The sequence below is a fragment of the Catenulispora sp. GP43 genome, from assembly GCF_041260665.1.
In the GTDB taxonomy this organism is placed as follows: Bacteria; Actinomycetota; Actinomycetes; order Streptomycetales; family Catenulisporaceae; genus Catenulispora.
On the sequence record NZ_JBGCCT010000015.1, the window covers coordinates 244,841 to 268,343 of the forward strand.

A 23,503-nucleotide genomic window follows, 5' to 3' on the forward strand; every position below is an offset into this window, starting at 1 on the left:
GCCCCGCTGAACGGCGGGGCCGCTTCGCGTTCGCGGCAGTGGTCGGCGGCGGCGTCTCTTGGGCGTTTTAGGGGTCCTGAGAAAGCATAAGTTCGAGCAAATCGGGTATCGCCCCGGATTCGGTAGAAAGGAGCCTGATCCGATGCCCACCGACGACCAGCTCGACACCCGACCATCCGACGAGGAACTCCAACGGTTCCGCGAATCGCCCCCCAAGGCGATACCGGAACCATCGTTCGCCCACCTCCTGCGCATGAGCGACGACACAGGCCTGTTCGAGCACGCCCGAGGCCCGATCCCGAAGCGCTGGCACGGCTACTGCGTGGACGACGTGACACGCGGCCTGATCGTCGTGTGCCGCGAACCGCAACCGTCAGAACACCTAATCCGACTCGCAGAGATCTACTTGGCGTTCCTGCTCCACGCCCAGGACCGCGAACGCGGCTTCCACAACCGCATGGGCCTGGACCGGGTCTGGCACGACGAGCCGGAGACCGGCGAATGGTGGGGACGCGGCGTATGGGCCCTGGGCACGGCCGCGCGCCTGGGCCCGACCCCGTGGATCCGGGCCGTCGCCCTGGAGCGGTTCGCCGACGGCGCCAAGCTCCGCGCAGGCCTGGGTCCGCAGAGCCGCCTGAACCATGCCATGGCTTATGCCGCCCTCGGCGCCGCCGACGTCGCCGAAGCCCACCCCGGCCACCCGGCGGCGCTGAGCCTGCTCGCCGACGCCGCCGACACCATCGGACGGCCGAAGCCGGACCCGTCCTGGCCCTGGCCCGAACCCCGCCTGGAGTACGGGGACCCCGCCCTGCCCGAAGCCCTCATCGCCGCCGGCCAGCACCTCGGCGACGAATCCTTGCTGCGCGACGGGCTGGGACTGCTGGAGTGGCTCCTCACCCTGTCGACCCACGAGGGACACCTGTCACCGACCCCGGCCGGCGGCTGGTCCCTCGGCGATCCCCGCCCGGCGTTCCACCAGCAGCCGATCGAGGCCGCCGCCTACGCCGACGCGTGCGCCCGCGCCTACCGGGCGACCGGCGACCGCACATGGCTGGCCGGCGTGCGGATGTCGATCGAGTGGTTCCTGGGGGTGAACGACAGCGGGATCCCGATGATCGACGAGGGCACCGGCGGCGGTTTCGACGGCCTCGCCGAGGATTCGCGGAACCCGAACCAGGGTGCGGAGTCGACGATCGCGCTGATCTCGACGCTGCAGCACGCACGCTGGCTGGACCAGATCTCGACCGAAGTCTCCACCGAACTCTGATGACCTCTTTGTTGCTATACTGAAGATCAGTGCTTTGCGATGCATCGGCGAGATCTCATCGCCGGAGGTCGGGTCGCCGACCGGCAAAGGCGCCGGGCGACCCGATCGTTGTTTCTTATGCGACCATCGCCCCGACGCCCTCACTCCCCCCGCAGCTCGCCCACAGCCGCTTCGTACGCCAGAAGCGTCTCCACGACCGTCCGACGCTGCGCAGGCGTCAGCGGCCCCAGAGCGCGCCGCCAGGCCTCGGCGCCCGGGGCGAGCCACGCCTCGATCGCGGGCCGCGCGGCGGGGGCGATGCTGATGATGCGGCGGCGGCGGTCGGCGTCGTCCTCCGCGCGTTCCAGGACGCCTTTGCGGCTCAGCTCGGCGATCACCAGGCTCGCGGTCGTCGGGGCGACCTGTAGGCGGGCGGCGAGGTCGTTGACCGTCATCGGGCCGTCCAGCAGCAGGAAGACCAGCAGTGAAAGGTGCCGCGGGCCGAGGGTGAGGTCGCGGAGTTCCTGAGGCGGCGGAATGCGTTTCGCGCGGGCGACCAGACGCGGCATCAGCAGCAACAGGTCGCGGACCGCGTCTTCAAGGCCTGATTCGGTGGACACGCCGGCCGTCCTCCCTTTACCTTTGAAACCAAAGATGTTTTGCCTTGCAGGACATCCTTCGCATGCTAACTACCCAGGGGGACGCAGCCATGACCGTGCTCGTGACCGGTGCTCGCGGAAACATCGGAAGCCGCGTCGTCTCCCGGCTGCAGGCCGCGGGGCAGCGGGTCCGCGCCTCAGCCCGGGACACCCTCGACCTGACCGCCGCCGACGGTTTCGATGACGCCCTGAAAGGTGTCGACTCCGTCTTCCTCTACACGACCCGAGGTAGCGCGGCGCCTTTCCTGAACGCCGCCCGCGAGGCCGGAGTACGCCACGTGGTCCTCCTGTCCTCGCCCGCGTCCTACGAGGCGGCCGAATTCCGCGGACCCATCGGCCGAATCCATCGCGCGGCCGAGCAGGCGGTCGCCGAATCAGGCCTCGATCACACGATCCTCTATCCCAGCTGGCTGGCCACCAACGCGCGCCGGGACTGGGGCGCGGCGATCCGGGCCGGAGGACCGGTGGAGCTCCCGTATCCGGCGGCCCAGTGCGTCCCGATCCATCCCGACGACGTCGCGGAGACCGCCGTCGAGCTGCTCCTGCACGACACCCACCGCAGCCGTCTGCAGATCCTCACCGGACCGGAATCGGTGCGGCTGGACGAGGCGGTCGCGACGATCGGCGCGACCCTCGGCCGCTCCATCCCCGTCCGAGAGATCAGCCGCGAGGACGCGCTCGTACGCCGCGAGGCGTGGATGCCGGCGGAGATCCTGGAGTCGCTGCTGGAAAGCGCGGCCGCCGCCGTGGGCCGGCCCGCGTCGCTGACGAACACTGTGGAGCGGATCACCGGGCGACCGGCACGGTCGCTCCAGGAATGGGTTGTGGAGAACCGAGCGGACTTCGACCGATAGATCACAACCACGACCACGCTGCCGCGCTGGACCGCGCACCCGCTACGAATCGAACGAGTAATACAACGTGTCGTTGTAAAACGAGTAGAAGTTCTCGCGCCACCGCCCCCGCGCGACCGCGAGCCAGTCGGCGTTCTCCCCGGCGATGGCGGCCTCGGCGTGCGCGGCCAGGTCGGGGATGTGCTGGCCGACGAGCCGGTCCATGGCGGCCTCGACGGGCTCGTCCTCCAGGCCGAGGATCTCGCCGGCCTCCAGCAGGAAGTACTTGGCCCGCTGCTTGTCCAGCTGGGCCTTCGTGGTCGCGACCACCGACTCGAAGTCCTGGGCCTCCTGGACCTCCTCCCCCACCACCCGCAGCAGGTCCATCAGCAGCGCCGCCCCGCGCTCGTAGTCCCCGGCCACCCCGGTGCGCCGCTCCCAGATCATCGAGGGGACGACGCGGGTGTCGAAGCTGACGAGGAGCAGGTGGGCCAGTGGAATGCTCCAGTTGTGCTCGGAGATGCCCACGACCGCGTCCGGACGGCCCTCGTCGGTGGGCAGCGTGTTCACTGCGTACAGGTGGGAACGGTTTGCCATGGGAGGGGACCGTAACAGCGGTCAACGCCCCCGGAAAGGGTGACTGGGCCGTCATTCAGAGGCCGGCCACGGTTGGCCGGGACGTCACATCCCGGCCGCACGGTACCCTCGGCACTCCGGTAGGTTTGGTCTATACCAATGCTCTAGACCATCACGCGAGATCCAGGGGTCGCCATGGAAGTCGTCATCGTCGCGGACGCCGCAGCTCAGGGCGAACTCGTCGCCTCGGCCGTCGCCGACCTGATCGCCCGCAAGCCCGACGCGCTGTTCGGCGTCGCCACCGGCTCCACGCCGCTGCCGGTCTACCAGGCGCTGGCCGCGAAGGCCGCCGCCGGCCAGGTCGACGTGGGCCGGCTGAAGGTGTGCCAGCTCGACGAGTACGTGGGGCTGCCGGCCGGACACCCGGAGTCCTACCGCGAGGTGCTCAAGCGCGAGGTGCTGGCCCCGCTGGGGATCAGCGACACGGCGTTCCTGGGCCCCGACGGCGGCGCCGAGGACCTGCCGGGCGCGTGCGCCGCGTACGAGCAGCAGCTCGCCGACGCCGGCGGCGTGGACCTGCAGCTGCTGGGCATAGGCACCGACGGCCACATCGGCTTCAACGAGCCGGTCTCCTCGCTGGCCTCCCGCACCCGCATCAAGACCCTGACCGAGCGCACCCGGGTGGACAACGCCCGGTTCTTCAACGGCCTGGACGAGGTGCCCCGGCACGTCATCACCCAGGGCATCGGCACCATCCTGCAGGCCCGCCACCTGGTGCTGCTGGCCACCGGCGCGGGCAAGGCCGAGGCGGTCGCGGCGACGGTGGAGGGACCGGTGTCGAGCATGGTGCCGGCCTCGGCGCTCCAGCTGCACCCGCACGCTACGGTGGTCGTGGACGAGGCTGCCGCGCAGCAGCTGAAGCTGACGGACTACTACAAGGCGACCTTCGCCTCGAAGCCGGCGTGGCAGGGGATCTGATTCCTCAAGCCTGAACCGACTCCGTGTCGGGAAAGGGGCGGTGATGCGACGACTCCCCGAGGCGGCGCACACCGCCCAGCCGTGGCTGATCCACGAGATCGCCGGCGACTTCGCGCTGGAGGACGTCTGGGAGATGCCGGCCCCGGGCGGCGGCCCGGACGACTTCCCGGTGCTGCTCGCGGTCTTCGACGGCGGACTCCGGGAGCAGGCGTCGCTGCCGACGAAGACCCTGTTCTGGCTGCGTTTCAAGCTGGGCGCGCTCCTGCGCCTGGACCGCCGATCGAGCGGGCTCGGTACGCGAGTGCCCTCGCTGCGCGAGCGGCTGACGCCAGAGCTGCGGGACGTGGCAGCGAACCGACCGCCGAATCAGGGCTCTGAATTCACCTTCCTCTACGAGCGCGAGAACGAGCGCGCCATGGAGATCGCCAACAAGACGGTGCACGCGATCCTGCACCTGAGCTGGGTGCCCGACGGCCGGGGCGGCCGGCGCGGGCAGTTGGCGGTGCTGGTGAAGCCGAACGGGCGGGCCGGCTCGGCGTACATGGCGTTCATCAAGCCGTTCCGGCACCTGATCGTCTATCCGGCACTGGGCCGTGCCTGGGAGCGGCGCTGGCGGCAATTAACCGAGACGGAACGTCTCGACAAGGGGTAGGCTGAGTCCCGCACGCTTTCAGGGCAGTCTGTTTAGGAGTCCGTGCCATGACTCGTTCCCGCATAGTCCTCATCACCGGCGCGACCGACGGCCTCGGCCGCGCCCTGGCCCACCGGCTCGCCGCCGGCGGTGACACCGTTCTGCTGCACGGCCGCGACCAAACGCGCCTCGACGCCGTCGCCGACGCCATCCGCGACGAGCACGGAGTGGCGCGGCCTGAGACCTTCCGCGCCGATCTGGCGGAGTTGGCGCAGGTCCGAGACCTCGCGGCGGCGGTGCGCGGGGCCACCGAGCGGCTGGACGTGCTCGTCAGCAACGCCGGCATCGGCGGCGGGGAGCCCGACGGCCGCGACCGGCGGGAGAGCAAGGACGGGTACGAACTGCGCTTCGCCGTGAACTACCTGGCCGGCTTCCTGTTGACGCAGGAGTTGCTGCCCCTGCTGCGCGCCTCGGCACCGGCGCGGGTGGTGAACGTGGCCTCGCTCGGCCAGCAGGAGATCGAGTTCGACGACGTGATGCTGGAGCACGGCTACAGCGGCATGCGAGCGTACTGCCAGAGCAAGCTGGCGCAGATCGCCTCGGCGGTGGAGCTGTCCGAGCGGGTACCCGCGGCGGAGGTCACCTTCAACAGCCTGCACCCGGCGACGTACATGCCGACGAAGATGGTGCTCCAGGAAGTCGGGCACAGCATCGACACCCTGGAGACCGGGGTCGAGGCGACGTGGCGGCTGGTGACGGACCCGAAGCTGGCGGGGGCCAGCGGGCGCTTCTACGACCGGCAGCGGGAGTCGCAGGCTTTGAAGCAGGCTTATGACGAGCAGGCGCGGGGCGAGTTGTACCGGCTCAGCCTGAAGCTGGTGGGGCTGCCGGAGGAGTAAGGCGGCATATACCCCTATTCGGCGCAAGATCGGGTATACCTGGCCGAATTTGTCGCATGACATCTCCGGCGGCACCCATCGCGGGTGCCCGGAGAGGAGATTGCGATATTCATGGGTATCAGCGGTAGGGCCAAGGGAGCCGCGGTTCTGGGCGTGGCGCTGTCGGCGCTGGCGATGGCGCCGGCCCACGCGGACAGCGGGGCCACGGTCACGGTGTCCCCGACGGTGGCGGCGCCGGGCGCCACGGTCACTGTCACCTTGACATGCCCCAGCATCGCCGGCGCGGCATCGTGGAGCACGGCCATGGGGTCGTTCAGCCCCATCCCGAACCCGGGCGCCCAGGCCGGGTTCGTCATCGATTTCGGCTCCCCGTCCCGCCCCTCGCGGCCCGGCGCGCCGACCACGTTCGTCGGCACCGCGGCGGCCCCGTCCCGGCCCAGCCTGTACTCCGTCAACGCGACCTGCTCGAACGGGCCCAGCGGGCCGATGCTCAGCGGCAGCACCTTCCTGCGCGTCGGGACCGGCGGCGGCGCGGCCGGCGACGGCGCGACGCAGCAGGCCGGAATGGCTCCGGGCGAGATGGCGCTGAGCGGCGTCCTGGCCGCGGCCGCGCTGACGCTCGGCGGGGTCGCCGTGCGCCGCCGGCGGGCGGGATCGAACTCCTGACGTGGCCTCTTCGAGGACTTCGGACGGCGGCCGCCTGCACATGGCGGCGGCCGCCGTTTGCGCGCTCGCGGCGATCCTGCTGTTCCACGGCGCCAAGTCGGCGCCGCAGCCTCCGCCGCAACCGCCGGCCTCGGCCGACCAGCCGCTGCCCGGGACCGTCCCCGGCGACCCGCTGATCGCCATGCCCGCCTCGAACCCGGTCCGGGTCGAAATCCCCGACGTCGGCATCGACGCCCCCGTCGTCGGAGTCGGCCAGACCCGCGACGGCGAGCTCGCGGTCCCCTCCCCGGCCAGGGCCAGATCCGCGGGATGGTTCACGCAGAGCGCGGCCCCCGGATCATTCGGCGACTCCGTGATCATCGCCCACGTCGATTCGCGTCTGGTGCCGACCGGCAAAGCCGCGTTCTACCACCTGGGCTCGGTCCGTCCCCACGACACCGTCTATGTCGACCGGGCCGACCACACCACCGCGGTCTTCACCGTCGACTCCGTCGAGGTCGCCAGAAAATCGCAGTTCCCGGCGGCCAAGGTCTACGGCCCGGTGGGCTATGCCGCGCTCCGCCTGATCACGTGCGGAGGCGGCTGGTCCAAGGAGACCAGCTACGACAGCAACGTCATCGTCTACGCCCACCTCATCCGGACCGGGACCAGCGCCCTGGCTGCCGACGGCTAGCGCGCCCCCTCACGGAACGCGGCGATCGCACCCCTCATCGCGTCCAGATCAGCGTTCGAAGCAAGTCCCGCGTGATACAGCCGGATCCCGCTCGCGCCGGCGTCGCGCATCGCGATCGCCTGCGCGGCGAGGGCGTCGGTGTCGGCTCCCATGCCGCGCACGCCGAGCAGGCCGGCGTTCACCGGGGCGTCGTGGCCGAGGGCGTCGGCGACCTTGTCCGTCGAGCCGTTCCAGCAGTTCACCACGATGCCGGTGTCCTTCGGCAGGGTCGCCACGTCCAGGCCGGTGAACGCGGTCGAGCGGCGCGGGTCGGGGTTGGCGTGGAACAGGATCGGGAAGTCGGGGTCGCGCTGGGTGCGCACTTCGCGCACCATCGCGCCGCGCAGCCGGTTCGCCACGCGGGTGCGGGTCGCCAGGACCGCGGTGGCCAGGTCGGGGTCGGGCAGGCCGCCGGGGAGCGGCGCGGACGCGGCGAAGCGGGCGTCCAGGCGGGTGCAGACCGCTTCGCGCAGGCCCCCCACGTCGATGCCAGAAGCCTGATACTCCTCGCGGCAGGCGTCGCAGAAGCACAGCGACATCAGGTACAGCTCGTCCTCGGACAGCGGGACGCCGGCGACCTTGTCGTGCTCGTGCAGGTGGTCGAAGCCGTACCAGCCCGCGGCCTCGAACTCGACGCCGGCGATGTCGGGGCGGGCCGCGATGACCGCCGCCAGACCGACCGCGTATTCGAGCGCTGATTCGTGCGACGGGCACAGCGCCCACGGATAGACGTCGCCGTAGGCGTTCACCACGTGCGGCGCGTCGAAGCCGTCGACATGGTCCACCACGACCCACGCGTGCGTCGGCACCCCGGCGCCGGCCAGCGCCGCGGCCGTGGCCCCGAACGCGTCCTCGGCGTCGACCCAGCCCTGCGCCGGGGGCAGCACCTGCTCCCAGGCGTCGCCGACCGGCAGGTAGGAGGCGCTGTGCTCGGCCACGACCACGCGCCGCATCGGATGGCGGGGCGTCAGAGCCCGGGTGCCATGGTAGAAGGCTGCGACGACCGCGTGGTCGACACCCAGACCGGCGATCGAATCGGCCGCCGAGGCGTCGCCGACCACGTCCCACGGATACACATACGCCGCCGCGCTCATTCGCCGCCTCCGACCGTCGTCGTCCCAGCCCGTCAGACCATCAGAACCGCGGCCGCTCGCCCGTCCACTCCGGCCGCACCCGCCGCATCCATCCCACATCATCGCGCCGCCGGATCCCGCACGTCAGGTACTGCTCGTGCAGCGCGGCGACCGCGTCCCGGTCCAGCTCGACGCCGAGTCCCGGGCCGGCCGGCAGCGTCACCGCGCCGTCGGTGAAGGTCAGGCCGCCGCCGGCCACCACGTCCTCGGTCTCGGACTTCCACGGCGTGTGGGTGTCGAGCGCGTACGTCAGGTTCGGTGTCGCGGCGGCGATGTGCGCCATCGCGGCGAGGCTGACGCCGAGGTGCGTGTTCGAGTGCATCGACAGTCCCAGACCGAAGGTCTGGCAGAGCCCCGCCAAGTTCTGCGTGGCCCGGAAGCCGCCCCAGAAATGGTGATCCGACAGGATCACCTGGACCGCGCCGAGGCGCACGGATTCGGGGATCTCGGCGAAGCTGGTGACGCACATGTTGGTCGCCAACGGCAGCGAAGTCTTGGCCGCTACCTCGGCCATACCGGGGATGCCCGGCGTGGGGTCCTCCAGGTACTCCAGCTCGCCTTCAAGCGCTGCCGCCACCTTGTGGCTGGTCTCCACCGACCAGTTGGCGTTCGGATCCAGGCGCACCGGACGGTCCGGGAACTCCCGTCGCAGAGCCTTGACGGCCTCGATCTCCTCCTCGGGCGCAAAGACACCGCCCTTGAGCTTCAGCGACTTGAAGCCATAGCGATCCACCATCCGGCGCGCCTGCGCCACGATCCCATCCGGATCCAGCGCCGCTCCCCAGTCGTCAGCCGGGAAGTCCCCAGGATGCTCGACCCACTTGTAGAAGAGGTACGCGCTGAAGTCGACGCGTTCGCGCACGGCGCCGCCGAGCAGGTCCACGACGCGGCGGCCGGTCGCCTTGCCCTGGGCGTCATAGGCCGCCACCTCGAAGGCCGCGAAAGCCTGGGCGACGGTCTTGTCGTGGCTGGCCGCGCCGATCAGCTCGGTCGGGGAGGACGCGGCCGAGCCGCCGACCGCGCTCGCGACCCGGCGGCTCAGCTCGTTGAGGTCGAAAACGTCGGTGCCGATCACCGCCGTGGCAGCCTTGTGGAGCAGTGCCAGGGTCGCGTCGTCGCCGTAGGCCTCGGAGATGCCGACGATGCCGGCGTCGGTCTTCACCTCGACGATCGAGCGCAGGGCGTACGGCTCGTGCACGCCGGAGGAGTTGAGCAGTGGCGGGTCCTTCAACGCGATCGGCGTGATCACGACGTCCACGATCCTCAAGTCGGTCACTACCGGCCCTCCACCCCTTGCGTTCATATCCATGAACAAAGCCCACGAATATGAATCTACTCGACGCCGTGAAAGGTAGTAGCGCGCACCGGACCACGTCAAGACAGGTCTCAAACGCGTCTCGAGCACAATGGAGACCATGACCACCGCGATCCGCCCCGACCTCATAGCCTGCGATCTGGACGGCACCCTGGTCCGGCACGACGGCACCGTCTCCGCCCGGACCGTCGCGGCCTTCGCGGCGCTCGAACAGGCCGGCATCCCGTTCGTCTTCATCACCGGACGGCCGCCGCGGCTGATGGGCCAGATCGCCGACGCCTTCACGGTCAACGGCCTCGCCGTCTGCTCCAACGGCGCCTACGACTACGATCTGCGCGCCCGCGCGGTCGTCGCCGAGTACGCGATCGACCCCGCGACCCTGGAGAAGGTGGCACGCGCGATCCGCGAGACCATCCCGGGGATCGGCCTGGCCGTGGAGTACGCCGACTCGCTCGCGGCCGATGCCGTGTACGAGCCCTGGGATTGGGATCGCGACGTCACCGTCCAGCGCCTCGACGAAGCCGCTTTGTGGGGACGGCCCGCGCCGAAGCTGGTCGGCCGCCATCCCCGCCTGTCGGCGGACGAACTGGTCGCCCTGGCCCGGCCGGCCGTCGGGGATCTGGTCACCGTCTACCACTCCAACGGCCTGCGCCTGGTCGAAGCCGTGGCGCCGGGGGTGAGCAAGGCCGAGGGGCTGGCCCGGCACGCCGCGCGGCTGGGCGTCGGCGCCGACCGGGTCATCGCTTTCGGGGACATGCCCAACGACCTGTCGATGTTCGGCTGGGCCGGCCGCTCCTACGCGGTGGGCAACGCGCACCCCAGCCTGATCGCCGCCGCCGACGGCGTGATCGGATCCGTCGGGGACGACGGGGTCGCCGAGTTCCTGGAGACGCTGCTCGGTGCGTGATCGCCACAGCGAACCGTGACCGTCTGACTACGGCCCTGCTCCCCGGGCAGTAGCAGCCCCTCCTGCGTACTACGACCGCAGCAGCGCAAGTGTCTGCGGCTGCCAGACGCCCCGGACCCCCGCCTTCCGGCACCGTGTAAACGCACGCGTTCCATGCTCGTAGAAGTCCGGGGAGCCCTGATGTCCGTCATTGCCCGCTGGTGCCACAAGCGCCGCCTCGTCACCGTCCTCGTATGGCTGGCGCTGATCATCGGCCTCGGGGCCCTCACCGGTTCGGCCGGCACCAAGTACAACGACACGATGTCGATCCCGGCCTCGGAGTCCAGCCAGGCCATGGACCTGCTGAAGCAGGCGATGCCGGCCTCGGCCGGGGACACCGACCAGGTGGTCTGGCACACCAGCGGCGGCGCCAAGGTCACCGACGCCGACATCCAGAAGCGCATGACCGACGCGCTGAACCAGATCGCGACCTCGCCCGGCGTGGCCGGGGTCACCAGCCCCTACAGCGGGCCGCGCGGCGCGACGCAGATCAGCAAGGACCAGACCACCGCCTACGCGACGGTCAACTTCGCGCAAGAGGCGCACGACATCCCGAACGCGCAGATCACGCACGTCATCGACGTCGCGCAGGGCGCGCGGGCCGGCAACCTGCAGGTGGAGCTCGGCGGGCAGGCGATCAGCCAGGCCGACCGCAAGGTCGGCGGCGCCGCGGACCTGATCGGCGTGGTCGCCGCGCTGATCGTGCTGGGCCTGGTGTTCCGGGCCTTCGGCGCGGCCGTGATGCCGATCCTCACCGGCGTGGCCGGCGTCATCACCGGGATCATGGGCACCGGCCAGCTCTCGCACCTGTTCTCCATCAGCTCCACCGCCCCGACCCTGGCCACGCTGGTGGGTCTGGGCGTCGGCATCGACTACGCGCTGTTCATCGTCAACCGGCATCGCAAGGGCCTGATGTCCGGGCTGTCGGTCGAGGACTCGGTGGCCAAGGCGCTGAACACCTCCGGACGCGCGGTGATCTTCGCCGGCGGGACCGTGGTCATCGCACTGCTGGGCATGTTCGCGCTGGGCTTGAGCTTCCTGAACGGCATGGCGATCGGCGCGGCGGTGACCGTCTCGATGACGGTGCTGGCGGCGATCACCCTGCTGCCGGCGATGCTCGGGTTCCTGAAGCTGCGCGTGCTGAGCAAGAAGCAGCGCCGGGAGCTGGCCGCGCGGCAGGCCGGCGTCGGCGTGCTGGTCCCCTACCAGCACTCCTCGCGCCGCCGCGCCTCCGGCGTCCCCGGGCAGCCCGAGACCGTGTTCACCCGCTGGGCGGCCAAGGTCCAGGCCCGGCCGCTGGGCAAGGCCGTGCTGGCGATCGCCGTCATGGCGGTGGTCGCGGTGCCGTTCTTCTCCATCCGGCTGGGCAACTCCGACGCCGGCAACGACCCCAAGTCCACGACCACGCGCCAGGCCTACGACCTGCTGGCCGACGGCTTCGGCAAGGGCTTCAACGGCCCGCTGACGCTGGTCGCGCAGACGCCCGGGGCCGGGGACCAGCAGGCGCTGAGCAAGCTGGTGGACCGGATCAAGACCGTGCCGGACGTCGCCGCCGTCGCGGCCCGGCCCACGCAGCCCGGGCAGACGCTCGCCGTGGTGCAGGTGGTGCCGGTCAGCTCGCCGCAGGACAAGGCCACCACAGACCTGATCGACACCCTGCGGCACGACGTGATCCCGCCGGCCGAGGCCGGAACCACGCTGCACGTCATGGTCTCCGGGCCGACCGCGATCAGCAACGACTTCAGCCACACCCTGACCAGCAAGCTGCCGCTGTTCGTGGCGATCATCGTCGGGCTGGGCTGCGTGCTGATGATGCTGGCCTTCCGCAGCCTGCTCGTGCCGCTGATCGGCGTGGCGATGAACCTGCTGACCATGGGTGTGGCGTTCGGCTCACTGGTCGCGGTGTTCCAGTGGGGCTGGGGCTCGGAGGCGCTGGGCGCCGGCGGCGCGGGGCCGGTGGAGGCGTTCGTCCCGGTGATCGTGATCAGCATCTTGTTCGGGCTGTCGATGGACTACCAGGTGTTCCTGATCAGCCGGATGCACGAGGAGTGGTCGCACAGCAAAGACAACAGCAGGTCGGTCCGGGTCGGACACGGCGAGACCGGCCAGGTGATCGTGGCCGCGGGCATCATCATGACCTGCGTCTTCGGCGCCTTCCTGTTCAACGGCCAGCGGGTCATCGCGGAGTTCGGCATGGCACTGGCGGTGGCGATCCTGCTGGACGTGCTCATGCTGCGCCTGGTGCTGGTCCCGGCGCTGATGCACCGCTTCGGACGGGCCAACTGGTGGCTGCCGAAGTGGCTGGACAAGGTGCTGCCGCACATGTCGGTGGAGGGCGAGCCGGACCCGGTCGCGGGCAGCGGCCCGGCCGCGGACGGACCGCACGACGAGCCCGAGCTGGCTTACGCGAATCAGCGCATACAGTGAAACGGTGACTCTTGTGGACCGGATCAAGCAGTGGCTGCGTCCCGGCACGACCAGCCGGGACGTCGTGACCACCGTGCTGTACCTGGTCCTGCTGTCCCCGGCCATGTTCGTCTCGGCGCTGCACAAGCACGTCAGCGCCGAGGTGGCGGCCGCACTGCTGATCACAGTGGCCGTCCCGCTGCTGTTCCGCAGCCGGTGGCCGCTGGGCGCCGTGATCGGCACCTCCGCGGTGACGGTCGCGGCGATGCCGTTCGTGGGCGTGCCGAGCATCCCGCCGATCGCCTGCGCCATCGCGCTGTTCTCCTTCGCCAAGCGCTCCGACCGGCCCACCACGGTGAAGGTCGGGGCCGTGACGGCGGTCACGATCACCCTGCTGGCGCTGTTCCTGCGGCCCGGCATGGACGCGCTCGCTGAGAACCTCGGCTTCATCGCCTGGGTCGGGCTCGCGGTGGCGGTCGGCGACGCCGCGCGCAGCCGCCGGGAGCTGCTCGCCTCGGCGATGGAGCGGGCCGAGCACGCCGAGCGGACCAAGGAGGACGAGGCCCTGCGCCGCGTCACCGAGGAGCGGATGCGGATCGCCCGGGAGCTGCACGACGTGGTCGCGCACCACATCACGCTGGTCAACGCCCAGGCCGGGGTGGCGCACCACCTGATGAAGACCGATCCCTCGCACGCGTACGAGGCGCTGGAGCGGATCCGGGACACGTCGCGCTCGGCCCTGGACGAGCTGCGCGCGACGGTCGGCCTGCTGCGCGCCGGCGACGAGTCCGCGGCCCCGCGCGAACCCGCGCCGGGCCTGGGGGATCTGGACGCGCTGGTCGAGTCGTTCCACCACGCCGGGCTGAACGTGGTGATGGCCGGTCCGGGCGCGGACGCCGGCCGGCCGCTGCCGGCGCTGACCGGGCTGACGGCGTACCGGATCGTGCAGGAGGCGTTGACGAACACGCACAAGCACGCCGGGAGGTCGGCGCTGGCGCGGGTGCGGATCGAGGTCGCCGCGGACGCGGTACGGATCCGCGTGGACGACGACGGCGGCCGGGGCCCGGCGCGGTCGGGGATGGGAACCGGGCACGGGATGATCGGGATGCAGGAGCGGGTGAAGGCGGCGGGCGGCACGTTCGCGGCGGGGCCGCGGTCCGGCGGCGGGTTCCGGGTCGAGGCGGAGCTGCCGCTGGCGGTTCGGGTCGGTGCCGGTGCTGGCACCGGCGTGAGCGCCCGAGCTGACACCGGAGCTCCCACCGGAGTTAAACACGGGGCCGAAAACCCTTCCGCGGCCTACGAAAAGGCTGCGGAGGCCCTCGCGTGAGCACCCCGATCCGGATCCTGCTGGCCGACGACCAGGCACTGCTGCGCGGCACCTTCCGCCTGCTGCTGGACTCCACTCCGGACTTCGAGGTGGTGGCCGAGGCCGGGGACGGCGCGGCGGCCGCGAAACTGGCCCGCGAACTGCGCCCGGACCTGGTGCTGATGGACATCCGGATGCCGGTCCTGGACGGACTGGAGGCCACCCGCCTGATCGCGGCCGACCCGGACCTGGCCGGCGTCAAGGTACTGATTCTCACCACGTTCGAGCAGGACGAGTACGTCGCCGAGGCACTGCGTGCCGGAGCCGGGGGATTCCTGGGCAAGGGCGTGGACCCCGAGGAGCTGCTCCGGGCGATCCGGATCGTCGCCGGCGGGGAGTCGCTGCTCTCCCCCGCCGCCACCCGCACGCTGATCGCCCGCTTCCTGGCTCAGCCCTCTGCTTCCGACGTGCCGACCATCACCGCTCCCCTGGACGCGCTCACCGCGCGCGAGCTGGAGGTGGTCACGCTGGTCGCCGCCGGGTTGTCGAACGAGGAGATCGCCTCGCAGTTGTTCGTCACGCCGCTGACGGCCAAGACCCATGTCAACCGGGCGATGACGAAGCTCGGGGCGCGGGATCGGGCGCAGGTTGTGGTGATCGCTTACGAGTCGGGGCTGGTGCGGCCCGGCGCCGGTTCCTCATAGCGCCCCGCGCCGCTGCATAGCAGTGAACGCGAACCACCCCGGGATCACCGGCAGCCACCACGTCAGCAGCCGGAACACGATCACCGAGGTGGCGGCCACGGCCGACGGCACCCCGGCCGCGGTCAGGCCGGCGGTGAGCACCGCCTCGACGCCGCCGACGCCGCCGGGCGTCGGCACCAGCGAGCCCACCGCCTTGGCCAGCAGGTAGGCCACTCCCATCGCGGCCAGGTTCACGTCGCTGCCGCTCACCGCGTTCACCGACGCCCACAGGCACACGCTGGCCGCCATCGGCAGCCCGAGCGCGCCGCCGAAGGCCTGGGCCAGCTTGCGGGGCGTGCGCGCGACCTGCAGGAACTCCGGGCCGATGTCCGTGACCAGCGGCTTGACCCGGCTCACCACCAGGGTGCGCAGTCTCGGGATCGCCGCGATCAGCAGGGCGATCACCGCCAGCGCGATGATCACGCCGGTCACCGTCGCCGACGGCGTGATCGCCGACAGGCCGCCGGACTGCTTGCGGTGGTTCCCGGCGAAGGCGCTGAACACCAGCAACAGCAGCAGGTAGCAGGCGAAGCCGATGACCTGCGAGACGCCCACGGCCGTCACCGCGCGCGCCACCGGGATGCCGGTGCGCTGCAGGAAGCGGGTGTTGACGGCCAGGCCGCCGACGGACGCCGGGGCGACCAGGCCGGCGAAGGCGGCGGCGACCTGGGCCAGGACGGTCGTGCCGACCGGGACGCGTTCCTTGACGCAGCCCAGGAGGTTGAACGCGGCGGCGACGTAGGTGGCCGCCGAGGCCACGGCCGCGCCGACGACCCAGCCCCAGGCCTGCCAGGTGTTCAGCTCCGGCACCTGGAAGCCGGTGAGCTGGGTGGCCAGCAGGTAGAAGGCGATGGTGCCGCCGACGATGCTCAGGACGGTGCGGGGCCGGACCCGCTCCAGGCTGACCGGCTGGACGTCGGCCTCGGGATGCAGGGCGATGATGCGGTCGCGGATGGAGCCGACGATGTCCGCGCGGTCGCCGGCGGCGCGGTGGCGGCGCAGGGCCTTGGCGGTGCCCTCCGAGAACAGGATCGGCTGCATCAGCGGGAGCAGGGAGGCGACGGTGGCGGCGCCGAGGGCGTCGACGGCCTCCTCGGTGGCGCGGGCGGGACCGACGCGCAGGGCGAGGGAGACGAGGAGTTCGGCGCCGTCCAGCCGGCACAGGAGGTCTTCGGCGGTGATCTCGCCGTAGCCGACGTCGGTGAGCCACAGCCGGCCGGAGGGGTCCAGGCGGAGGTGGTCGGTGGTGAGCTCGCGGTGCGCGAGCTGGCGGCAGCGCAGGTGCTGCCACAGGGCCCAGATACCGCTGTGCAGGCCGGGGGTCCAGGCGCGGTCGGGGAGGTCGGCGACGCGCGGGGCGTCGAGGTGGTCGTAGGCGAGCAGGGCGGTGTCCTGGTCGACCTGGCGCGCGGTGCGCAGGCGCGGGGTGCGGATGCCGGCGGCCTCGACCGCCATGGACATCAGGACCTCGCTTTCGACGGTGCGGCGCAGGGAGAAGAAGCTGCGGCGGCGGACCGGGCCGCGCAGGCGGATCCACTGCCAGAGGCGGGAGGTGAGGTAGGCGGCGCGCTGGCTCTGGTCGAGGACGGCGAGGTCGAGGGCTTGGCGACGGCCGTCACCCGCGACGGTGACGAGGAAGCGGCGCGCGCCGTCGACACCGGGTTCCAGGACGCGGACCGAGCCGGGATGTGCGCGGAACCCGACGTGGTCGAGCTCGGCGAGGATGCGGCCGATGCCGGGGCGGGTGTCGAGGACGCCGCGTACCGAGAGCCAGGCCCGCCCGACGATCCGGCCGAGCAGCGCCGAGAGCAGCACGCCGGTGACGGAGTCCTGGCCGAGCAGCACCACCGCCAACCCGCTGAGCGCGGCGGCGCTGAGGAACAGGCTGCGGTACTGACTGCGGCTGAACCCGAGGATGGTGACCGCGGCGACCCCGACCGCGAGCTGGACCTGCATCGGCGTCGTGCCGCCGATGGCCTGCGCGACGTCGGAGTCCTGGTAGTGCGAGGTGGCGATGTTGACGCCGAACGCGGCGAGGTAGGCGAGCGTCGAGGCGCCGACGGCATCGACGACCTGCACGGTCTCCCGCTTGACCAGCCGCTCGACGGCGACGGCGACCGGTACGGCGATCACGGAGAGGAAGGACAGGACCTGCACGACGTAGAGCAGGAAGCGGGGGAAGGCGGCCGCCCGGTGGATGATCTCCTGCCGCAGGTCACACCCGGCACGGTGGCTGACGATCCCGGCCGCGGCCAGGAGCACGGCCAGGGCGACCGCGCCGACGAGACGGAGGCGGTCGGCCGGGAGACGGACTCGGCGGTGGGGGTCGGGGGGACGGTCGGCGGGGTGGGGTGGGTCGGCGGGCGGCGGGGGTGGGGGCGGAGGTGGAGGAGTGGTGTCGGCGGGGGTGGGCGTGGAGGCGGAGGCGGGGGCGGTCGGCAGATGCGCGCCGGAGCAGCGGGGCGGGATGGGGATTTTGTGCTCGGCTGACCCGCGGGTCCTTGCATCAGCACCGGCGAAATCGCCGCGGTGGTCGATTGAGGCGCGGGCGCCGGCCAACTCGCTCCGGCAATCAGCCTCGGCGCCGGCGCCAGCCGAATCGCTCCGGTGGTCGGCCGGCGCGCTCGCACCCGCCCTCGTACCCGCGCTCGTAGTCGCACTCGTAGTTGCACTCGCACCCGCCCTCGTAGTCGCCCTCGCACTCGTGCTCGCAGTCGCGCTCGTGCTCGCACCCGAACCCGCCCCCTCCGATTCGGCCGCACCGGCCCGCGAATCAGCCTTCAACGCCGGCTCGCTCCAGCGCGCCCGCCGTGCGCCGGCGTCGGCGTCGGCGTCGCCGGAGGCGCGTACCGGCGAGCAGGGCCGCGATCGTTGCGGTGGCGGCTCCGGCGGTCACGAGGGTGCCGCGTTCCCTGTCGGACACGGTTTGCGGTCGGAGGGCGCCGCGGCCGGTCGCGCAGGACTGGGGGCCGGTGTCTTCGCGGGCGCAGACCGTTGTCAGCGGCTGGCGGTGGCCGTGGTGCTCGGGGCCGGCCTGGGTCACGTGGTCCAGGGGGCGGGCGGCGAGGTGGTGGCCCGCGGCGCCGGTGGTGGCGATGCGGGCGGTGCCGTGGGCGGGGATGGTGAGGGTCCGGCTCAGGTGGCGGCCGGTGCGGTGCGGGGCCGGGGTGGCGGCGACGTAGTCCAGGCCCGGGGGGAGTTGCTGGGTGATCACCGCGTCGGTGACCGTCTGGTCGGTGGTGTTGCGCACCTCGATGGCGTAGGACACGTCCTGGGCGCCGCTGGCCTGGACGGCCACCGACAGCGGGGCGGGGTGGCCGCCGGCGGGCGCGGACAGCGGCGCGAGCAGGATGGCTGCCGCCGCCAGCCCGATCATCAGGCCTCCGAGGTGTCTGTCCGTACCCGCTTGCCGAACCCTCAGCAGTCGAACACCGCGCGTGGCGTGCCGCACCCGGGGCTACGCCGCCGGGGAGCGCCGCCACCCGTTCGGCCCAGCGCCGCCTCCCCGCCGCGTGAGCTGGCTCTGCGGACAATGGGCTCATGTGGCACGACTTGTTCGACACCGGCATCTCCTACGGCGACAAGACCCTGCGCACGATCATCGTCTACGCCACGATCGTGATCCTGCTGCGGCTGGCCGGGAAGCGGGAGCTGGCGCAGCTCAACACGCTGGACCTGTCGGTGGTGCTGCTGCTGTCGAACGTGGTGCAGAACGCGGTGATCGGGCCCGACAACTCGCTGATCGGCGGGATCTACGGCGCGACGGTGCTGATCACGGTGAACGCGCTGTTCGTGCGGCTTCAGGCGTACCTGAGCGACCGCACGCCGCGGCTGGAACGGGTGTTGGAAGGGACGCCCAGCGTGCTGATCCGGGACGGCAAGCTGCAGATCAGGACGCTGCGGCGGCTGGCGCTGCGGCCGGCGGACGTGATCGCGTCGTCGCGGAAGCAGGGTGCCGAGCACGTGAGCGATGTGCGGGAGATGGTGATCGCGCCGGGCGGGGGGATGCTGATCGAGCTCAAGGAGAGCGAGGAGGGGGCGGACCGGGGCGACGTGGAGAACATCAGAGCGGATCTGGCCAGGATCCAGGAGCGGCTGGACATGTTGCTGCTGCGGAATGGATAGGCGGAGCAGCCAATAGATGTGGCAGGCGGCCCCACCGACCATCGGCTGAATCATCCGATCGGGGCACCGTGCCCCCGGTGCGGGCGTGTCACGGCGTCCGGGCCGCGCGCGTCCGGAAATCATGGTGCCCACTTCGGGCGCGACGGCGCGCCCCGGTCGGCGACGGGAGTTCCTGATGCATGCCGTGCTCGCCTCGGTGGTGGCCCTGCACGGCGGCGGGTCGTGGTGGAACCGGCCCATGGTGTGGGCCTCGTTGGCGGCCATCGCCGCCGGGGGGTTGCTGGCCTTCCGGCGTTCGCAGAAGCGCGCGGAGCGGGAGGCCGCCGCCGACGGGGAGGAGGCCGCCGCCGTGCTGCGCGCCGAGGAGCGGGACCGGATCGACGAGGCCATGAACCGGCTCGGGCGGGACTGGCAGCCGGGGAACCCGGCCGATCCCGGGACGTATCCGGAGCCTTAGGCGGGCGGCGGGTTTCATCACACCTACGGCGCAGCCCGGCGCGCTCGGCGCGGTGCCGCGTGATCACCTCGCAGCATGACCGCCACCACCTCGGAGAAGAAGAGCTCGGCGCGTGCCAAGAACGGCCGCGCTAAGAACAACGTCGCCAAGAACGGTATGGCCAAGAACGGCAGCCCGAAGAACGGCGCTCCGCGCAAGCGCGTGCCCTCCACCATCACGTCGGCCGGCGTCTCCCTCTCCAAGATCAAGGAGTGGTCGGCGCTGAGCCCCTTCGAGCTCAAGGGCGAGCTGATCGCCCTGGCCGCCGACACCCACAAGAAGTCCGCGGCGCAGCTGCTCAACACCGGGCGGGGCAACCCCAACTGGATCGCCACCGGTCCGCGCGAGGCCTACCTGGCGCTGGGTGCCTTCGCGCTGCAGGAGTCCCGGCGGGTGTGGACCATGGACAACCTCGGGGGGATGCCGGAGGCGGCCGGCAGCGCCGTGCGCTTCGACCGCTTCTGCCTGGCCAATCCGGGGATGGCCGGCGTCCGGCTGCTGCGGGACATGGTCGACTACGGCGTCACCAGGCTGAAGTTCGACGCCGACGCGTGGATCGGCGAGCTCACCGACGCCTGGATCGGCGACCACTACCCCGATCCGCCGCGCGTCCTGGGCCACTGCCAGGAAGTGGTGCGCGCCTACCTGGCCAAGGAGATGTACGGCGGCAAGACGCCGGGCCGGGTCGACGTCTTCCCGACCGAGGGCGGCACGGCGGCCATGTGCTACCTGTTCGACACGCTGGTCACCAACGGCATCCTGCACAAGGGCGACACCATCGCCCTGATGACGCCGATCTTCACCCCGTACATCGAGATCCCGGAGCTGGAGCGCTACTCCTTCGACGTGGTCCAGGTGAAGGCGGACATGATGACCGAGGAGGGCGTCCACATGTGGCGCTATCCCGACTCCGAGATCGACCGGCTGGCCGACCCGAAGGTCAAGGCCCTGATGCTGGTGAACCCCTCGAACCCGCCGTCGATGGCGTTGTCCGACCGGGTGCGCGACCGCATCGCGGACATCGTGCGGACCAGGAACCCGAACCTGGCGATCATCACCGACGACGTCTACGGCACCTTCGTCCCCGGCTTCCGCTCGCTGGCCGCCACCTGCCCGCGCAACACGGCGCTGGTCTACTCGTGGTCCAAGCACTACGGCGCGACCGCCCACCGGCTCGGGGTGATCGCGCTGGCCGAGGACAACGTCTTCGACAAGATGCTCGCCAAGCTGCCGAAGGCGAAGAAGGAGGAGCTGGCCGAGCGCTACCGCACGCTGGCGCCGCGGCCGGGCAAGATCAAGTTCATCGACCGGCTGGTCGCCGACAGCCGCTCGGTCGCGCTGAACCACACCGCCGGCCTGTCCACCGGGCAGCAGACGATGATGATGCTGTTCTCCCTGTTCGACCTGCTGCCCGAGGGCCAGGAGTACAAGGAGCTGCTGCGCACGATCGTGCACCGCCGCCTGGACCTGCTGATGGAGGGCATCGGCGTCCACCACATCAGCGACGACCCGAGGCGCGCCTGCTACTACGTCGAGCTCGACATCCTCGCCGAGGCCGAGGCCTTCGAGAGCAAGGAGTTCGCCGAGTACCTGGAGCAGAACTACGAGCCCACCGATGTGGAGTTCCGGCTGGCGCACCAGTCCTCGGTGGTGTTGCTGAACGGCGGCGGGTTCGACGGGCCCGGGTGGTCGGTGCGGGTGTCGCTGGCGAACCTGGACGACCTGGACTACCTGAAGATCGGGCATCATCTGCACTCGATCATGGGCGAGTACAAGGACGAGTGGCTGAAGACGAAGAAGTGAGCTGAGAGAGTACGCGGCGGCGGACATCGGCACGTCACACCCGGCCGGCGGCGAAGGCGAAGATCCTTTGCCGCCGGCCGGTGGCTATCCTGCTGAACCATGACGACCGAACCCAGCGAATACGTCAAGCACCTCCCCATCGGCGAGGACATCCCCTTCGACGCCGACGGCATCCCGGGCTGGGAGATCTTCCCCTTCGAGGGCGACCTGCGGGTGAAGAAGCTCCAGCCGCCGGTGCTGCCCGAGCCCCCGCGCAACGGCGCGCCGGGCGGCACTCCGTGCAAGCCGTGTGCCGCGCCGGACTCCGACTACATCTGGACCGACGAGCACTGGCGGCTGCGGACGTTCCCCGAGGCGTCGATCCCGGCGCTGCTGATGCTGGAGCCGCGGGTGCACTGCGATCTGGCGGACCTGCCCGCCGAGCGCGCCGCCGAGTTGGGGGCGCTGTTCCAGCGTGTCGAGCGGGTGATCGTGGGTCTGGGCGGGATAGCGCGGGTGCACGTGGCGCGCTTCGGCGACGGCGGGGACCATCTGCACTGGTGGTTCTCGGCACGGCCGGAGGGCATGCTGCAGATGCGCGGCTCGTGTCTGCTGATCTGGGAGGACGTGCTGCCGAAGGTCGAGGCCGAGCGGTGGGCCGAGACGAACCGGAAGATCGCCGCGGCGATGGCGGCCGACGGCGGAACGGCGCATGTCTGAGCACGCCGGGCCGAAACCCGATGGGCCCGATCCCGGCTTGTGCGCGGTGTGCATCCACGTTCACCGGAACGAGACCCGCAAGGGCACCGTCTACTGGCGCTGCACCCGCGCCGCCGACGACCCGCGTTTCCCGAGGTATCCGCGGCTGCCGGTGCTCAGCTGTCCGGGTTTCGAGCCGAAGGCACCGGAGGCGTCGGCACAGCCGGAGCAGCAGTAGCCGGAGCAGTATTGGTCGGAGCAGCATTGGTCGGAACAGCATTGGTCGGAACAGCAGCGGCCGAAACGGAACCCAAGCTGGAAGCGCGCACCACCAGCTCCGGCTGGAACACCAGCTCCCGGTGCACATGCTCCCCCGCCGCCGCCCCGCTCTCCTCCACCAAGAGCTCGGCGGCGGCCTGCCCGACCCGCGTCGCGGGCCGCCGGATCGACGACAGCGGCACGACCGCCGCCGCCGCGACCTCCGCGTCGTCGTACCCGACGATGGCCACGTCCCCCGGCACCGTCACCCCGGCGGCGAACAGCCCCTGCAGCACCCCCAAGGCGATCAGGTCGTTGCCGCAGAACACCCCCGTCGGCCGCTCCCCCAGCCCGAGCATCCGTGCCGCGGCGTCGCGGCCCGCGGCCACGTCGGCCCGCGCGCCCGGCAGCAGCACCAGCTCCACGCCGCGGTCTGCGGCCCCGGCGGCTTCAGCGGCTTCAGCGGCCTCGGCCACCGCCAGTCGCGCGCCTTCCAGCCGGTCACGGTACTGCGGCAGCTCCAGGGGCCCCGGGACGTAGGCGATCCGCCGGTGTCCGGCCGCGATCAGGTGCGCCACCGCCATCGCGCCGCCGGCGACGTCGTCCACCAGCACCCGGCATCCGGTTCCGCCCGGTATGTCGCGATCCACCAGCACGTACGGGATCCGCGCGCGGCCGAACTCCGCCAGCGTCGCGCCGCTGACGTCCGCCGGGGTCACGAGCACGCCGCGGACGCGCTGCTGTGCGAGCATCACCAGGTGCGTGGCCTCGGTGGCGGCGCTGGAGGCACTGTCCATCACCAGGACGCCGAGGTCCGCGGCGCGGGCGGCCTGTTCGGCGCCGCGCAGCACGCCGACGAAGAACGGGTCGGCCAGGTCCAGCGCGAGCAGCGCGAGCACCTGGCTGCTGCCGGCGCGCAGCAGGCGCGCGCTCTCGCTGCGCACGAATCCCAGCTCGGCGATCGCCGCCTGCACCCGCGCCCGGGTGCCCGGGGACACCGCGTCGGGACGGTTCAGCACGTTCGACACCGTGCCGACCGACACCCCGGCCAGTTGGGCCACATCTCGCATGCCCGCGCTCTTCGTCACGCACGC

22 protein-coding genes are annotated in these 23,503 nt (G+C 71.4%); 15 read left to right on the forward strand and 7 right to left on the reverse strand.

Annotated features, from left to right (window positions below; genetic code table 11):
• Positions 1 to 142: 142 nt before the first annotated feature.
• Entirely contained in the window at positions 143 to 1,267 is a 1,125-nt protein-coding gene (locus ABH926_RS28945) for a glycosyltransferase (protein WP_370368987.1), read from the forward strand.
• Between the two features lie 140 nt (positions 1,268 to 1,407).
• Here ABH926_RS28945 and ABH926_RS28950 read toward each other — a convergent pair whose 3' ends face one another.
• On the reverse strand, positions 1,408 to 1,866 hold the full coding sequence (locus ABH926_RS28950; RefSeq protein WP_370368988.1) for a MarR family winged helix-turn-helix transcriptional regulator: 459 nt from the start codon (positions 1,864 to 1,866) through the stop codon (positions 1,408 to 1,410).
• An 89-nt stretch (positions 1,867 to 1,955) separates the two neighbouring features.
• Between ABH926_RS28950 and ABH926_RS28955 the strand changes: the two genes are divergently transcribed.
• Entirely contained in the window at positions 1,956 to 2,759 is an 804-nt protein-coding gene (locus ABH926_RS28955) for an NAD(P)H-binding protein (RefSeq protein WP_370368989.1), read from the forward strand.
• A gap of 42 nt (positions 2,760 to 2,801) precedes the next feature.
• Here the strand turns inward: ABH926_RS28955 and ABH926_RS28960 are convergent, their stop codons facing one another.
• The gene (locus tag ABH926_RS28960; protein WP_370368990.1) at positions 2,802 to 3,335 is read right to left on the reverse strand and encodes a hypothetical protein; all 534 of its coding nucleotides are present in this window, start codon (positions 3,333 to 3,335) and stop codon (positions 2,802 to 2,804) included.
• Between the two features lie 174 nt (positions 3,336 to 3,509).
• Between ABH926_RS28960 and nagB the strand changes: the two genes are divergently transcribed.
• The 5 genes from nagB to ABH926_RS28985 all read left to right on the forward strand — a co-directional run bounded on the left by nagB (position 3,510) and on the right by ABH926_RS28985 (position 7,161).
• On the forward strand, positions 3,510 to 4,292 hold the full coding sequence (gene nagB, locus ABH926_RS28965) for a glucosamine-6-phosphate deaminase (protein WP_370368991.1): 783 nt from the start codon (positions 3,510 to 3,512) through the stop codon (positions 4,290 to 4,292).
• 43 nt (positions 4,293 to 4,335) lie between these two features.
• The gene (locus tag ABH926_RS28970) at positions 4,336 to 4,944 is read left to right on the forward strand and encodes a DUF2867 domain-containing protein (RefSeq protein WP_370368992.1); all 609 of its coding nucleotides are present in this window, start codon (positions 4,336 to 4,338) and stop codon (positions 4,942 to 4,944) included.
• Between the two features lie 47 nt (positions 4,945 to 4,991).
• Positions 4,992 to 5,822, forward strand: a complete 831-nt coding sequence (locus tag ABH926_RS28975) for an SDR family NAD(P)-dependent oxidoreductase (RefSeq protein ID WP_370368993.1) — start codon at positions 4,992 to 4,994, stop codon at positions 5,820 to 5,822.
• Positions 5,823 to 5,933: 111 nt separating this feature from the next.
• Positions 5,934 to 6,488: a hypothetical protein gene (locus tag ABH926_RS28980; RefSeq protein ID WP_370368994.1), complete on the forward strand. Its 555-nt coding sequence runs from the start codon at positions 5,934 to 5,936 to the stop codon at positions 6,486 to 6,488.
• Position 6,489: 1 nt separating this feature from the next.
• On the forward strand, positions 6,490 to 7,161 hold the full coding sequence (locus ABH926_RS28985; protein ID WP_370368995.1) for a class F sortase: 672 nt from the start codon (positions 6,490 to 6,492) through the stop codon (positions 7,159 to 7,161).
• Here ABH926_RS28985 and ABH926_RS28990 read toward each other — a convergent pair.
• Together ABH926_RS28990 and ABH926_RS28995 are read right to left on the reverse strand one after the other, a co-directional pair.
• On the reverse strand, positions 7,158 to 8,294 hold the full coding sequence (locus ABH926_RS28990; RefSeq protein WP_370368996.1) for a hypothetical protein: 1,137 nt from the start codon (positions 8,292 to 8,294) through the stop codon (positions 7,158 to 7,160). The two genes, ABH926_RS28985 and ABH926_RS28990, sit on opposite strands and share 4 nt — an antisense overlap.
• 40 nt (positions 8,295 to 8,334) lie before the next feature.
• On the reverse strand, positions 8,335 to 9,636 hold the full coding sequence (locus ABH926_RS28995; RefSeq protein ID WP_370368997.1) for a glucarate dehydratase family protein: 1,302 nt from the start codon (positions 9,634 to 9,636) through the stop codon (positions 8,335 to 8,337).
• A gap of 112 nt (positions 9,637 to 9,748) precedes the next feature.
• Here ABH926_RS28995 and ABH926_RS29000 point away from each other — a divergent pair, with 112 nt between their 5' ends.
• The 4 genes from ABH926_RS29000 (at position 9,749) to ABH926_RS29015 (ending at position 15,010) form a co-directional block, all read left to right on the forward strand.
• Positions 9,749 to 10,555, forward strand: coding sequence for a Cof-type HAD-IIB family hydrolase (locus ABH926_RS29000; protein WP_370368998.1), 807 nt, complete (start codon positions 9,749 to 9,751; stop codon positions 10,553 to 10,555).
• Between the two features lie 180 nt (positions 10,556 to 10,735).
• Entirely contained in the window at positions 10,736 to 13,021 is a 2,286-nt protein-coding gene (locus ABH926_RS29005; protein ID WP_370368999.1) for an MMPL family transporter, read from the forward strand.
• A gap of 4 nt (positions 13,022 to 13,025) precedes the next feature.
• Positions 13,026 to 14,327 (forward strand): sensor histidine kinase, encoded by a 1,302-nt coding sequence (locus tag ABH926_RS29010; RefSeq protein ID WP_370369000.1) that lies wholly within the window; start codon positions 13,026 to 13,028, stop codon positions 14,325 to 14,327.
• Positions 14,324 to 15,010, forward strand: coding sequence for a response regulator (locus ABH926_RS29015; RefSeq protein WP_370369001.1), 687 nt, complete (start codon positions 14,324 to 14,326; stop codon positions 15,008 to 15,010). The genes ABH926_RS29010 and ABH926_RS29015 overlap by 4 nt, the downstream gene beginning before the upstream one ends.
• On the opposite strand, the gene ABH926_RS29020 is transcribed toward ABH926_RS29015, so the two are convergent.
• Together ABH926_RS29020 and ABH926_RS29025 are read right to left on the reverse strand one after the other, a co-directional pair.
• Complete coding sequence (locus ABH926_RS29020) at positions 15,005 to 17,311, reverse strand: YbhN family protein (protein WP_370369002.1); 2,307 nt, start codon at positions 17,309 to 17,311, stop codon at positions 15,005 to 15,007. The two genes, ABH926_RS29015 and ABH926_RS29020, sit on opposite strands and share 6 nt — an antisense overlap.
• A gap of 511 nt (positions 17,312 to 17,822) precedes the next feature.
• Positions 17,823 to 18,425, reverse strand: a complete 603-nt coding sequence (locus ABH926_RS29025; RefSeq protein ID WP_370369003.1) for a hypothetical protein — start codon at positions 18,423 to 18,425, stop codon at positions 17,823 to 17,825.
• Between the two features lie 164 nt (positions 18,426 to 18,589).
• Between ABH926_RS29025 and ABH926_RS29030 the strand changes: the two genes are divergently transcribed.
• From ABH926_RS29030 to ABH926_RS29045, 4 genes are all read left to right on the forward strand, one after another.
• On the forward strand, positions 18,590 to 19,174 hold the full coding sequence (locus ABH926_RS29030) for a DUF421 domain-containing protein (protein ID WP_370369004.1): 585 nt from the start codon (positions 18,590 to 18,592) through the stop codon (positions 19,172 to 19,174).
• 175 nt (positions 19,175 to 19,349) lie between these two features.
• Complete coding sequence (locus tag ABH926_RS29035; RefSeq protein ID WP_370369005.1) at positions 19,350 to 19,631, forward strand: hypothetical protein; 282 nt, start codon at positions 19,350 to 19,352, stop codon at positions 19,629 to 19,631.
• Positions 19,632 to 19,844: 213 nt separating this feature from the next.
• A complete protein-coding gene (locus tag ABH926_RS29040; RefSeq protein WP_370369020.1) occupies positions 19,845 to 21,473 on the forward strand; it encodes a bifunctional aspartate transaminase/aspartate 4-decarboxylase in 1,629 nt (542 codons plus the stop codon).
• Positions 21,474 to 21,572: 99 nt separating this feature from the next.
• On the forward strand, positions 21,573 to 22,172 hold the full coding sequence (locus ABH926_RS29045; protein WP_370369006.1) for a hypothetical protein: 600 nt from the start codon (positions 21,573 to 21,575) through the stop codon (positions 22,170 to 22,172).
• A gap of 155 nt (positions 22,173 to 22,327) precedes the next feature.
• On the opposite strand, the gene ABH926_RS29050 is transcribed toward ABH926_RS29045, so the two are convergent.
• Positions 22,328 to 23,497, reverse strand: coding sequence for a LacI family DNA-binding transcriptional regulator (locus tag ABH926_RS29050; protein WP_370369007.1), 1,170 nt, complete (start codon positions 23,495 to 23,497; stop codon positions 22,328 to 22,330).
• Positions 23,498 to 23,503 lie beyond the last annotated feature (6 nt).

Bases quoted from the DNA above. Each gene is read 5' to 3' on its own strand.
- ABH926_RS29000 (WP_370368998.1), top strand. From the start codon at position 9,749: ATGACCACCGCGATCCGCCCCGACCTCATAGCCTGCGATCTGGACGGC.
- ABH926_RS28970 (WP_370368992.1), top strand. From the start codon at position 4,336: ATGCGACGACTCCCCGAGGCGGCGCACACCGCCCAGCCGTGGCTGATC.
- ABH926_RS29025 (WP_370369003.1), bottom strand. From the start codon at position 18,425: ATGATCGGGCTGGCGGCGGCAGCCATCCTGCTCGCGCCGCTGTCCGCG.
- ABH926_RS28960 (WP_370368990.1), bottom strand. From the start codon at position 3,335: ATGGCAAACCGTTCCCACCTGTACGCAGTGAACACGCTGCCCACCGAC.
- ABH926_RS29005 (WP_370368999.1), top strand. From the start codon at position 10,736: ATGTCCGTCATTGCCCGCTGGTGCCACAAGCGCCGCCTCGTCACCGTC.
- ABH926_RS28995 (WP_370368997.1), bottom strand. From the start codon at position 9,636: ATGAACGCAAGGGGTGGAGGGCCGGTAGTGACCGACTTGAGGATCGTG.
- ABH926_RS29035 (WP_370369005.1), top strand. From the start codon at position 19,350: ATGCATGCCGTGCTCGCCTCGGTGGTGGCCCTGCACGGCGGCGGGTCG.
- ABH926_RS28955 (WP_370368989.1), top strand. From the start codon at position 1,956: ATGACCGTGCTCGTGACCGGTGCTCGCGGAAACATCGGAAGCCGCGTC.
- ABH926_RS28980 (WP_370368994.1), top strand. From the start codon at position 5,934: ATGGGTATCAGCGGTAGGGCCAAGGGAGCCGCGGTTCTGGGCGTGGCG.
- ABH926_RS28975 (WP_370368993.1), top strand. From the start codon at position 4,992: ATGACTCGTTCCCGCATAGTCCTCATCACCGGCGCGACCGACGGCCTC.
- ABH926_RS28945 (WP_370368987.1), top strand. From the start codon at position 143: ATGCCCACCGACGACCAGCTCGACACCCGACCATCCGACGAGGAACTC.
- nagB (WP_370368991.1), top strand. From the start codon at position 3,510: ATGGAAGTCGTCATCGTCGCGGACGCCGCAGCTCAGGGCGAACTCGTC.
- ABH926_RS29045 (WP_370369006.1), top strand. From the start codon at position 21,573: ATGACGACCGAACCCAGCGAATACGTCAAGCACCTCCCCATCGGCGAG.
- ABH926_RS29030 (WP_370369004.1), top strand. From the start codon at position 18,590: ATGTGGCACGACTTGTTCGACACCGGCATCTCCTACGGCGACAAGACC.
- ABH926_RS28990 (WP_370368996.1), bottom strand. From the start codon at position 8,294: ATGAGCGCGGCGGCGTATGTGTATCCGTGGGACGTGGTCGGCGACGCC.